The organism is Chloroflexota bacterium, assembly GCA_026713825.1.
In the GTDB taxonomy this organism is placed as follows: domain Bacteria; phylum Chloroflexota; class Dehalococcoidia; order Lucifugimonadales; family UBA1127; genus UBA1127.
Window position 1 is genome coordinate 25,720 of sequence record JAPONS010000089.1, and the last position, 11,713, is coordinate 37,432.

At 63.0% G+C, this 11,713-nt stretch carries 8 protein-coding genes; 6 read left to right on the forward strand and 2 right to left on the reverse strand.

Annotated elements, in window-relative coordinates; genetic code table 11:
* Nucleotides 1–38 precede the first annotated feature (38 nt).
* From OXC99_11065 to OXC99_11080, 4 genes are all read left to right on the forward strand, one after another.
* Nucleotides 39–1,844, forward strand: coding sequence for an ABC transporter substrate-binding protein (locus tag OXC99_11065; GenBank protein MCY4625523.1), 1,806 nt, complete (start codon nucleotides 39–41; stop codon nucleotides 1,842–1,844).
* A 184-nt stretch (nucleotides 1,845–2,028) separates the two neighbouring features.
* Nucleotides 2,029–3,327 (forward strand): MFS transporter, encoded by a 1,299-nt coding sequence (locus OXC99_11070; protein ID MCY4625524.1) that lies wholly within the window; start codon nucleotides 2,029–2,031, stop codon nucleotides 3,325–3,327.
* 99 nt (nucleotides 3,328–3,426) lie between these two features.
* On the forward strand, nucleotides 3,427–4,296 hold the full coding sequence (locus tag OXC99_11075; GenBank protein MCY4625525.1) for an alpha/beta hydrolase: 870 nt from the start codon (nucleotides 3,427–3,429) through the stop codon (nucleotides 4,294–4,296).
* A 71-nt stretch (nucleotides 4,297–4,367) separates the two neighbouring features.
* Nucleotides 4,368–5,366 carry an aldo/keto reductase gene (locus OXC99_11080; GenBank protein ID MCY4625526.1) on the forward strand — a complete coding sequence of 333 codons (999 nt, stop codon included), beginning with the start codon at nucleotides 4,368–4,370 and terminating at the stop codon, nucleotides 5,364–5,366.
* A gap of 485 nt (nucleotides 5,367–5,851) precedes the next feature.
* Here the strand turns inward: OXC99_11080 and holA are convergent, their stop codons facing one another.
* A complete protein-coding gene (gene holA, locus OXC99_11085) occupies nucleotides 5,852–6,874 on the reverse strand; it encodes a DNA polymerase III subunit delta (GenBank protein MCY4625527.1) in 1,023 nt (340 codons plus the stop codon).
* 128 nt (nucleotides 6,875–7,002) lie between these two features.
* Between holA and OXC99_11090 the strand changes: the two genes are divergently transcribed.
* Both OXC99_11090 and hemW read left to right on the forward strand, forming a co-directional pair.
* Nucleotides 7,003–8,070: a DUF933 domain-containing protein gene (locus tag OXC99_11090; protein ID MCY4625528.1), complete on the forward strand. Its 1,068-nt coding sequence runs from the start codon at nucleotides 7,003–7,005 to the stop codon at nucleotides 8,068–8,070.
* Between the two features lie 12 nt (nucleotides 8,071–8,082).
* Nucleotides 8,083–9,330, forward strand: a complete 1,248-nt coding sequence (hemW, locus tag OXC99_11095) for a radical SAM family heme chaperone HemW (protein ID MCY4625529.1) — start codon at nucleotides 8,083–8,085, stop codon at nucleotides 9,328–9,330.
* Nucleotides 9,331–9,333: 3 nt separating this feature from the next.
* Here hemW and OXC99_11100 read toward each other — a convergent pair whose 3' ends face one another.
* Nucleotides 9,334–10,524 (reverse strand): alanine--glyoxylate aminotransferase family protein, encoded by a 1,191-nt coding sequence (locus tag OXC99_11100; GenBank protein MCY4625530.1) that lies wholly within the window; start codon nucleotides 10,522–10,524, stop codon nucleotides 9,334–9,336.
* Nucleotides 10,525–11,713 lie beyond the last annotated feature (1,189 nt).

Below are 11,713 nucleotides of genomic sequence, written 5' to 3' on the forward strand. Positions count from 1 at the left end.
TGCGCCGGATAAACGGCGTACCATGGGAGGAGGCTTTCATGTCAAGAGCCGTGCAATGGAGACGCGTATTCCTTCTATTTGCTGCCCTGACTGCGGCAGCCTTGTTTGTCGCCTGTGGCAACAGCGATGATGAGGACACCGGGACGACTGCGGACCCCGTTGCAGCCGTCCCCACGCCGGCGCCGGTCCAATTTCCCGACGCCAACCTGACTTCGCCGGCAACTCCGGCGCCGGTAACTGCAGACCCCGCGCCGTCTTCGGGCGACGCCATGATGGACAAGGAAGGCCCCAAAACTACTCGAGTAGTCCTGGGCCTCATTCCGCCGTCGGCCTTGACCAACGCCCCCCGCCACATGGGCTCTACCTCTGCTTTCCAGCTCAAGCCCATGTATGAGTACCTGATGGACACCCACCCGGAGACCCGTCAGCTCATCCCGGGCCTGGCCAAGAGCTGGGAGGTTGAGCCGAACGGCGCGGGACTCCGTTTCTTCCTGGAGGAGGGCATCGCCTTCCACGACGTGGACGGTAATGAGTCCGGTGTGATGACGGCGGATGACATTGCCTGGACGCGTGAGGACCTTATTCACGAGTCCTCTACCAGCAGTATCCGCGCCTTGATGCGGAATGCCGAGTTTGAGATTGTCAGCGACCACGAAGTGGTATTCCGGTGGGAAGAGCCTGACGCCGACGCCCTGGACTTCATCGCCAACCAGGTGGGCGGCATGGAGATCAGCAGCCGCGCCGACCTCAACACCTTCCCCGATGACGACAAGGACAATCGAATTTCGCGTCCCATAAATGGAACTGGCCCGTACACCTTCGTCTCCCGTGAACAGGACCAGAACATCATCTACAAGAAACTCCCCCAACCGCACTGGCGTTTGGACGCGGACTTTGAAGAGATAGAGGTTCGCTGGATCACGGAGAACTCCACCCGCCTGGCGGGACTGCTCAGCAACGAGATCCACATCACGAACATCCCCTTTGAGCAGGAACCCTCCGCTATCGAGAGGGGATTCAAAGTAATCACGGGCAGAGTCAACACAATGCGGACGTTCTTCCAGATGCAGGGCGTCTACCTGAATGAACCTGATGACCCGAGCGCCGGTTACAAGTTCGACACCCCGTTGTTGAACAGGGACGTTCGTGCCGCCTTGAACCGCGCAATCAACCGTGACGCCCTGAACGACGCCTTCTTCTTCAACCTCGGACAGAAGATGCACGCAATCCACGTAGCCGAGACACACGGCGCCTTCAACCAGCGGTGGAAGGACGAGTTTGACGAGAAGTACGGCTACGACCCGGTGGCCGCTCGCAACCACCTTCGCGCGGCCGGTTACGACTCCAACAACCCGCTGGAAACCAACATGTTCATCTTGGAGATGCAGCAGTACTCTGGCGGACCGGACGTGATCGAGTCGGTTGCCCAGATGTGGACTGACGTCGGCGTCAAGGTCAATCTACTGACCGTCGACCGCGCGCAGCGCCTCAACCGCGGCCGCGCGCTGGACTACGACAACCACATCACCCTTGGTGTGCTGATCGCGCCACCGATCTTGGCGTTGCGCCTCGGCCACCACACCTCACCGCCTCGCGGCGGCGGCGCCGAGGACTTCATCGTGGAAGAGGTCTTCCAGAAGGCCCGCACGTCCCTGGACCTGGACGTACAGAACCAGTTCATTCAGGCAGCCACGAACCGCATCTACGATGAATACCTGGCAATGCCGCTCTTCTGGGTGCCCGTACACGCAACTGTCAACCCTGACGTGGTGGAAGACTGGGTCTTCCCCGGCACCGTGTCCGGAACCTGGACCCACTTCTGGAACATCCGCGGCACCCGGTAACGGCTGACCTCGTTCCTAAGTAGTGTGGAGTGAAGCCCCCCGGCCCTCACAGGGTCGGGGGGCTCCTCTTTAGTGCGCGTCAACCATAGAATGCGCCGCGCTCTGCTGCAGCACATTGCCCCGCACTCATCCTCCCTCCTTGCTGTATAGTAGCCGTACCCTACCGCTTGAAGGGCAACGGTCTGTGCTCAACCTCATTCTGAGGCGGTTTCCGCTCCTGACCGCGCTTGTGCACCGGGACTTCCGGTTGTACTGGAGTGGCCATGCGGTCGCCGTGGCCGGCCAGCAGATGGCCATCGTCACTCAGATGTGGCTCATCTTCGATCTGACTGGGTCGGCGCTTCAATTGGGGTTGCTGGGTCTCGCCCGCGCCGTGCCCGGTATCATCATGAACCTGGTGGGCGGCGTGCTAGCCGACAAGCTGGACCAGCGCAAGCTGCTCATCGGGGCCTCGACGCTCACGGCCGCGCTCTTCGCCACGCTCGCGACGCTCATCTTCAGCGGCACCGTCGAGGTGTGGCACGTGCTGGCCGTGGTCTTCGGCACGGGAGCGTGCGAAGCGTTCATGCAGCCCTCCCGGCAGGCCCTCTTCCCCAACCTCATCGACAGACAACACATGATGAGCGCCGTGGGCCTCAACTCCGCCGTACACCCTGGTACCCGCATGTTCGCGCCTATCATCGCCGGGGTGCTCATTGACCGGGTCGGCATGGGTCTGGAAGGTGCGGCGACCGCGCTGTACGTGATGTCTGGGCTCACGCTCGTGTTCACCCTCGCCCTGCTCTGGGTTCGCGTACCTCCCATCCGCCGCGCAGCCGCGGGTGGAGGCTTCCAGAGTCTTGTAGAGGGACTGAGCTATGTGGGGAACAACCGCATCTTCCTGCTCATCATCCTGACGAGTTTCTCAAATGCATTCTTTGGAGGAGGACACATGATCCTTCTCCCAGTATTTGCCGACAAGCTCCTCGGTGAGGCGACGGGCGTCTCGCTGGCGGTGCTATCGTCAGCGGGCGGCGTCGGCGGACTGACGGGGGCCGTCGTCGGCGGGTCGCTGGGACGCTTCCGCCGGCACGGTTGGCTCATCTTGGGCGGCTCATGGAGTTTTGGGTGCGCGTTGATTGTGTTTGCCCTTGCTCCTTGGTTCTGGCTTCTCGTCATGATGGAATGGGTGGCCTCCGCAAGCAACCAGCTGTTCAACGTCACCACGCAGGCAACGCTGCACGCCCTGGTCCCGGACGAGTTCCGCGGCAGGGTGATGGGCCTGCGGAGCATGATGCACTCCGTGGCACAGCCCATGGGTGGCCTGCAGATGGGCAGCGTGGCCAACGCCATTGGCGTCACTGCCGCAGTCGTCATCAGCGCGGGTTTCCTCCTCGCCATAACCACGCTAGGCATCGCAAGGGACGGTCAAGTCAGAGACTTGAGCGGTGCGTTTGGCAGGAGCACGCAGGCGCCGGCACCGGTTGCGGAGCCCGGGGGCTAGCGTCCGCCGAATCGTGTACAATCGCGGCACATCACGCCGAAGACGGTCGACGGCTGCCTGGGCGCAGGCTCGTTGGACAACGGAAGGAGGAACATCGACATGGCAACTCGACAGGAACTGCGATACGACCCCTCTGCTTCCTACTCCGTCACTGAAAAGGACGTTGTGTACCTAAGCACGGACGGCGCCGTGCGCTACGCACGCGTGTACCAGCCCGATGGCCCCGGGCCGTTCCCGGTGCTGGTTAGCGTCCACGGCGGCGCCTGGAGCCGCGGTGACCACACCAACAACGCCGTCACCAGCGGTCCAATCGCCGCCAGTGGCGTGGTGGTGATGACCATTGGCCTGCGCGTGGCGCCCGAGTTTCCCTACCCCGCGCAGGTGCAGGACGCGAACCTCGCAATTCGCTGGGGCAGGATGCATGCCGAGAAGTACAATGGCGACCCGGGCGCGGTCGGCGCTATCGGCTACTCCAGCGGCGGGCACACGCTGCCCCTGGCCGGCATGCGCCCAAACGACTCGCGCTACAGCGCACTGCTGCTGGAGGGGAGCGCCGAGGCTAGGCTCGACTGGATGGTCGTCTGCTGGCCGGTCATCGACTCCCATGCGCGGTACGAGGTCGCGAAGGCCAACGGCAGCGAGCGCCTCATCACCAACACCGAGGGCTACTTCCTGACCGAGGAAGCAATGCATGAGGGCAACCCGCAGGAGCTGCTCGACCGCGGCGAGACCGTAGCGATGCCCCCGACCCTCGTCATCCACGGCACCGCGGACGAGAATGTCCCCGTGGAGCACGCCGAGCGCTTCGTTGGGTCCTACGCGGCTGCCGGTGGGAGCGTGCGCTTTGAAAAGTTTGAGGGCGAGCCCCACGGCTTCGCTAATGAGCCTGGTCCGGCGACGGACCGAATGGTTGAGGTCGTGAAGCAGTTCATCGCGGAGCAAGTCAACACACTGCAGGCCGCCGCGTAAAGGGAGGCTCAGTTTACCCTGAGCTTGTCAAAGGGTAAGACAGCATCTGACACACCGCAAGGAGACGCAGAATGGAGCACAGGAAGCTGGGATCAACGGACCTCATGCCCTCAGTCATCGGACTGGGCGGCTATCCATTCGGTCCGCCCTTGTGCGATAAGGAGATGACCGCGCGAGTGCTGGACCAGGCGCGTGAACTCGGGGTCAACTACATTGACACTGCGGATATGTACGCCCAGGGCGAGAGCGAGACCAACATCGGCGCCTACTTGGCGGACCACCGCGACGACTTCATCCTGGCGACCAAGTTCAACCTCTCCAACTTGGGCGACGAAACGCCCCGGGAGCGCATCATGCGCAAGATCGACGAGAGCCTGACCAAACTCCACACGGACCATATCGACCTCTATCAGATCCACCACGTGAACCCGGACGTGCCTGCGGAGGAGATACTGGAGCCGCTTGAAGAGCTGGTAAAGGCGGGCAAGGTCCGCTACGTCGGCAACTGCAACTACGCGTCATGGCGGCAGATGGAAGCGCTGCAGGTTGCGGAAGCCAACGACCTCTCGTGGTTCGTGTCCACCCAGAACCACTACAACATGTTGTACCGGCACGTGGAACTGGAAATCCTGCCCTTCTGCCGCAAGTACAATACGGCATTCATCCCCTACTTCCCGCTTGCCGGCGGTTTCCTGACCGGCACCTACCGGCCGGGACAGCCCCCGCCTCCCGGCAGCCGTGCGGACCTGGTGCCGACGGGAATGACGGCCAACGTCCGCAACGATCGCACGGAGCACATGCTGCTGCGGCTGGAGGCCTTCGCACAGGAGCACGGCCACACTATTTCGGAGCTTGCATTGGCGTGGCTGCTCTCTCACCCGGAGATTCCCGTAATCATCAACGGCTGCGACAGGCCGGAGCACATCATCGCCCACGTGAAGGCGTCTGAGTGGGTACTCACGGCGGAAGAGCGCGCCGAGGTGGACGCCATGACCTCGTGGTGGGACGGTTCTTCGGCAGCTGTGGACACTACGGGCGGCGCTCCCCGTGCAGGGACGGGACAGCGTTGATCTGTCTCACGTCGGGAAATTGAGTACAACAGCGAGGGGGCGATTGGTCCACCGCCCCCTCTTGGCCGGATTGCGACTCTTCCCTCGGCCTGCCCTCGCGTCATTCCTGTAGATGTTAGGCAATTCGCTGACCGCATCCCCTGACAGGGAGTCATTGTCCTCAACCAACAAACCCCGTTACTTTACGCGAATGAAATACGCACCCTGCCTCCAACTCTTGCGTCTCTCCAACGCTTATCGCTTCAATGTAGCTAATCCTTTCGTTGTAAACCGACCCCTGGTGTTTACTCTAGGGCCATCGAGTGTGCGGGAAGGGGGACTCGTTTCGCCGATTTACAAAATCTTCCTTCCCGAGATGCGGTTCTGTAGCTATGAAACTTACATTCGCAGGAAGATTTCATAGCTACACTGGAAAAGAAACGAGTAATTCGTTGAATAACTGAGTTCCCGGCAGGTCTCCGAAGACTGTGGTTGGTGTCGGCTCGCTACTGACGTGCGGAGGCCGAGCCCCGTGAGGCGAATTGGCAGACCTCCGCAATGAGATACTCCAGTGCGAGGCGCTCCGGCAACGCGCCCGTCTTGATGGAGGCGTCAGTGTCCAGCAGTCCCCGATGCAGGCGCTGAAGAGCACTCGGCGAGAACCGCCGCGCCATCTCGAGCGTCTTCCGCAGCGGGTACGCCGACGTGATGCTCAGTCGGCTGCCAAGCTCGCCCTGCGGCACCTGCTTCGCCAGCAAGTCCTTGGCCAGCACTGTGAGGCGTACTTGGCGTGCCAGCATCGCGAGCAGGTAAGTCACAGTGGCGTCGCCCTCCAGCAGCCGCGTTAGGCTGCGCATGGCGACAGCCCCGTTGCCCTCCAGCACGGCGTCAACCATCGCGAAAACACTCACCTCGCGTGCGGAGACCACCAACTCCTCCACGTCCTCGGGCGTCACCGCCCTGCCCGCGGCGTAGAGTGTGAGCTTCTCCACCTCTCCTGAGAGCGCCCAAAGGTCGGGTCCCACCAGATCAACAAGAAGCTGCACCGCCTGCGTGGTCATGCTGCCGCCGCAGGCCATGACCCGGGTTTGTACCCAGCCGCGGAGCTCGTTGGGGTTGAGTGGCGGGAACTCTCGCACCTCTGCGACGACGGTCAGGTCGCGCAGCAGCGGGTGGTTGGGCCGAAGCTGGCCCTCGGCGAAGACCAGGTCCGTCGTGGGGGGCAGCGCTCTGCTGAAGGAAGCAATTCGCTCACCCCATTCCGCCACTCGCTGTCCCCCGCCGCGCCCGCGTCCGCTGCGGCCATCGCCTGCCAGCGAGCTCAGTAGCCCCTCCACAATGACGAGTCGGCGCTCCGCAAGGAAGGGTATTGACTGGCACATAATGACGAGCGTGTCAGGCACGACCTCAGATGCCAGCAAGGTCGTGATGTTGGCGTCCCGCACGTCGGGCATGCCGACAGCGTCGCGTAGCGTGTCGAGGAACGCCCGAAGCGAGTAGGTGTCCAGTCCGTGCAGGAGGTAGATCACGCGGTGGCGGCCTCCGGGAGCCTATTCATGGGAATGCCCCTCCCAAGCTATAATGGGTGCGTGTTAAGTATGAAGAAACGTTCCGGCATTGCCAAGGACGCATTGTACCCACTTCCAGACGAGTTGCCATGGACCTCCTGATCATCGGCTTTGCACAGAGCGGCAAGACCTCGTTGTTCAGCGCCCTCACCCACCGGCAAACTGCGCCGGGCGGGCGGAGCGGCGGCAACATCGGCGTAGCCAAGGTGCCCGACGATCGGCTGGGCCCATTGGCGGAGATGTTCAATCCGCAACGCATAGTGCCCGCGGAGATCCAGTACATCGACACTCCGGGGATGGGCGGCGGACGTAATCGCGGCGCCGGCGTGAGTGGCGAAATCCTGAACCTGATGCAGCGTGCCGACGCCTTTGTGCACGTGGTTCGTGCTTTCGACGACGGCGGAGAGCCACCGGAGGACGCCATAGTCTCAATGGACCTGGAGCTCGCTATGGTCGACCTGGGCATCCTGGAGCGGCGCCTGGAGCGGCTGAACGCATCCCTGAAGGGCGCACGCGCCGCGGACCGTGGCGCCATTGAGCATGAGGCCGCAATGGTCGAGCGAGTCAAGAATGGCCTGGAGCAGGAAATCCCCGTCTACCAACAGGAAGTCGTGGCCGAGGACAGGGCGACGCTGGCCAATTTCAATCTGACCACAGCCAAGCCGATGATGATCGTGCTCAATATCTCTGAAGACGATGTCGCAGATGTGCCGACGTTAGAGGCCGAGTGGCGGGCCCGGCTCTCTCAGACCAGTCGAGAGGTAGTCGCACTGTGCGCCAGCCTGGAGGAGGAGCTTGCGCAGTTGCCGGAGGATGACGAGGCGGAGTTCCGCGCTTCGCTGGACGCAGGTCAGCCGGGACGCGACCGCGTGGCTGAGGCGTCCTACGCGTTGTTAGGGCTGGTGTCCTTCCTGACCGTTGGCCCCGATGAGGTCCGCGCGTGGACCATCGCGAGAGAAACACCTGCGCAACGTGCGGCGGGCAAGGTGCACTCGGACATCGAGCGGGGGTTCATTCGTGCGGAGGTCGTGACCTACGGCGACCTGATGGCGGATGGAGGGCTTGCGGCAGCCCGCAAGGCTGGACACCTGCGTTCCGAAGGCAAGACCTACCCGGTCCAAGATGGCGACATCATCAACTTCCTCTTCAGCGTGTAGTCCGCCGACACCATGAATACGCAACCGCTCGCTCAGCCCCACGTCAGCGAAACAGCCCGCAGCCTCAGTGGCGGCATTGCACTCTACGTTCACATCCCCTTCTGCGAGACAAAGTGCCCCTACTGCGATTTCAACACCTATGCGGGCATCAACCACCTGCTCCCACCATACCTCTCTGCACTGGAGCGTGAGATTGAGGTGTGGGGCACCACCCTTGGACACCCAACGGTGAACACTGTCTTCCTTGGCGGCGGCACGCCCTCGATGCTCTCACCGGTGCAGATGGCCGGGCTGCTGTCGTCCGTGCGCGAGGCCTTCCCCATCGCCGCCGGTGCCGAGATCACGGCTGAGGTAAACCCCGACGACGCCTCCATCGCGCGTTTGTCGGCGTTCCGGGAGATGGGCGTGAACCGCATTAGCCTCGGCGTGCAGTCCCTTGACGAGGCCGAGTTGCGGATGCTCGGACGGCGGCACGGCGCGGCCGAGGCGCTCGCAGCCCTGGCAAACATAACTAATGCCGGATTCACCAACTTCAGTGCCGACCTGATGTATGGGCTGCCGCACCAAGGCATGGACACTTGGAGGAGTACCGTCAAGGAGGTAGTCGGGGCGGGCCCGCAACACGTCTCGGCGTACGCGCTCACGATGGAAGAAGGCACGCCCTTCGGCAAGCAGGCCGCCGACGGTGTCCTGCCGGAGCAGGACACCGACCTCGCCGCCGACATGTATTGGTGGGCGGACAATGCCTTCGCCAAAGCGGGCCTCACCAACTACGAGATTTCCAACTGGGCGTGCCCCGGCATGGAAAGCCGCCACAACATCGCGTACTGGCGCAACGTGCCGTACCTCGGAGTCGGGCCTGGGGCACACTCCTTCCTTGGCGGCTACCGATTTGCCAATATGAGGTCGCCGGTGGGGTACATAACCAGAGTTCGGGCATGGGAGGCGCTAACTGGCGGCGTAGACGCGCTCTTGCGCGAGCGACCGGGGCCGGTAGCTGACATCGACCCCATTGACGCACGTACGGAGATGGCGGACAGCGTCATCTTGGGACTGCGTTTGGGAGAGGGCGTTTCGGAGCGGTCCTTCCACGGGCGCTTTGGCGTTGGCCTGCACGACGTCTACGGTGAGGCCATCGCAAAGAGTGTGGCGCTAGAGCTTCTGCGAGTCGATGGCGAGGGGCTGAATGCCGTGCTGAGGCTCACAAGACAAGGCAGGTTCCTGGCTAATGAGGCCTTTGTGCGCTTTCTTTCGGCCTAGACCCTAGTCGGCCGCAAGGCTCTGGCTGGCGGCGGCAACGCCCGCCCCGGACGCTACCTCGTACCCGAACTGCGGCAACAGGGCCTCCAGCGATGACAGCAGAATGAGCACATTGCTGGATGTGGACGACTCGCCCATAAGCCCAATGCGCCACATCTTGCCCGCGAACTGGCCCAACCCGCCGCCGATCTCGATGTTGTGCTCGGTGAGCAGGCGTCGGCGCAGGCCGGCGTCATCGACGCCTTCCGGCACATGGACGCTGGTGAGCTGGTACGTGCAGTAGTCCTCAGGCACCAGCAGCCCAAGGCCGAGGGCCGTCAACCCGGCACGAAGGGCGCGGCCGTTGCGGCGGTGGCGGGCAATTCGGTTGCCCAGGCCTTCCTGCAACACCAATCGCAGCGCCTCTCGAAGCGCGTAGATCATACTCATGGGCGCCGTGTGATGGTAGATGCGGGTCCCCCCGGCCCAGTACTGAAGCAGCAAACCCAAGTCCAGGTACCAGCTGCGGGCCTTTTCCGTGCGGCTGCGGATGGCGTCGAGGCCCCTGGCGCTGACAGCCACAGGAGACATTCCGGGGGGCGCACCCAGGCACTTCTGCGTCGCGCTGTAGGCAAAGTCGATGTCAATGTCGTCAAAGTCCACATGAGAGCCGCCGAGGGAGGTTACGGCGTCGACGAGGAAGAGGGCATCGTGCTCGTGTGCTAGCTGGGCGAGCTTGTCGAGCGGCTGAAGCACGCCCGTCGAGGTTTCGGCATGGACGGCTGCGAGCAGCTTTACCTTGGGCTGCTGCTTGAGGACAGCCTTTACGGTGTCGGGGTCGGCAGTCTTGCCCCACTCGACAGGCACGGGCACGACCGTTGCTCCCTGCCGGGAAGCAATCTCTTCAAGACGAAGACCAAAGAAGCCGTTCTCGACGACAACCGCAACGTCGCCGGGCTCAAGCAGGTTGGCGAGGGCAGCCTCCATGCCGGCGGATCCGGTGCCGGAGACAGGTAAGGTGAACGCCTCCTCCGTGCCGAAGACCTCGCGCAGCATCTGCGCTACGCCGTCCATGATCTTGATGAACTCCGGGTCCAGGTAGCCCAGGATAGGCGCGGACATTGCGCGAAGCACACGCGGGTCGACGTCACTGGGGCCGGGCCCCAAGAGGGTACGGCGCGGCGGATTGAGTTCCTCAACGGGGCCGGAAGGCATGGCACACCTCTATGCAGGTAGTCTTGGGAAATGCGTCACAAGTGCACAAAGATTAGCAACCGCACTCTCGGGCGTCAATGCAATTTACTCTTGGCGGCACAAACTGGGGTCCTGTTGCATTTTACGGGGGAGCGCTACACGGCCCGTGCGCCGCTCTCTCTTTGCATCCGGCCATTGGCCTGTTTTTCCGCGCCTCGACGTAGCCGCGCGTTCCGTGCGCGGAATTGTTTTCGGCTATCAATTCGTAGCTGTTAAGGGTGTCTACAGCTACGAATATGCACGCTCTATCCGGGAAACAATTCGTATCTGTAGCGGGCGGAAACGTGCGCCGGTTGGGGACTGTGCCGGCGACCCGGTGCGAGCGCACCCAGTGCGCCCTGCTTTCGCCGTTCATGGCAAGAGGGTAGCGGGGGGAGATGACCAGGCGCAAGGGTGCGGTGTCATAGTGTGGTTGGGGCGCGGCGGCCCCCATCCCAACCTTCCCCCGCTCGCGGGAGGAAGGGATATTACGCGGTGCGGGCGACCACTCCCCCTGAGGTCCTGTTGCGTCCGGGACCCGGTGCGCTCTGTGCTGAGGAGCATGGGCCGGATTCCAGCACTCGCGGATGCGACAGGCACCCTGTTTCGTTTGTAGCTGATATGGCACATTCCAGCTACAAACGAAAGGCTTTTCGCGGAACAATTCGCAGGATCGACCAGTTGCGTGGCATGAGCGGCGTCGTGGGGCGCGTGCGGGTGACGCCGGTCGCCCCTTGGCAGGAGGCCATCGACGGGTGTTGCGCAGGGGCCGGTTGTTTCCCTGAGTCGCCGTAGCTGCGGGAGATTGGTTCCGGTTGTTTTTGTAGTTATCTTTGCACATTCCAGCTACAAACCTGACGGTTGTTTCCCCCGTGACCGCACCCTCGGCCTTCGCTTTGCAGCTGCGGCGGCACAGTTCAGCTACAAGGTGAATGCTTGCCGCAGCATAAGCAACCTCCGCACTTCAGGCCGTGGACGGGATGCGGTCCTGGGCGGGGCGGGTTGGCCGGCTGGGGGGCGTGGCGGTGTTGCGCATGGGGTGACGGTAGCGGACGGGGCGGGGTTGGGGCAAGAGTGCGGTGTCATAGTGTGGTGGGGCGGGTTTGCTGGGGTTCCCCTGCCTTCGCAGGGGCAGGCTTTGCCTGCGCAGGAACGACGGGGGGCGGGGACA

Excerpts from the sequence above, each read along its gene's own strand:
- OXC99_11090 (MCY4625528.1), top strand. The coding sequence starts at position 7,003 with ATGGACCTCCTGATCATCGGCTTTGCACAGAGCGGCAAGACCTCGTTG.
- OXC99_11100 (MCY4625530.1), bottom strand. The coding sequence starts at position 10,524 with ATGCCTTCCGGCCCCGTTGAGGAACTCAATCCGCCGCGCCGTACCCTC.
- OXC99_11080 (MCY4625526.1), top strand. The coding sequence starts at position 4,368 with ATGGAGCACAGGAAGCTGGGATCAACGGACCTCATGCCCTCAGTCATC.
- OXC99_11065 (MCY4625523.1), top strand. The coding sequence starts at position 39 with ATGTCAAGAGCCGTGCAATGGAGACGCGTATTCCTTCTATTTGCTGCC.
- OXC99_11075 (MCY4625525.1), top strand. The coding sequence starts at position 3,427 with ATGGCAACTCGACAGGAACTGCGATACGACCCCTCTGCTTCCTACTCC.
- hemW (MCY4625529.1), top strand. The coding sequence starts at position 8,083 with ATGAATACGCAACCGCTCGCTCAGCCCCACGTCAGCGAAACAGCCCGC.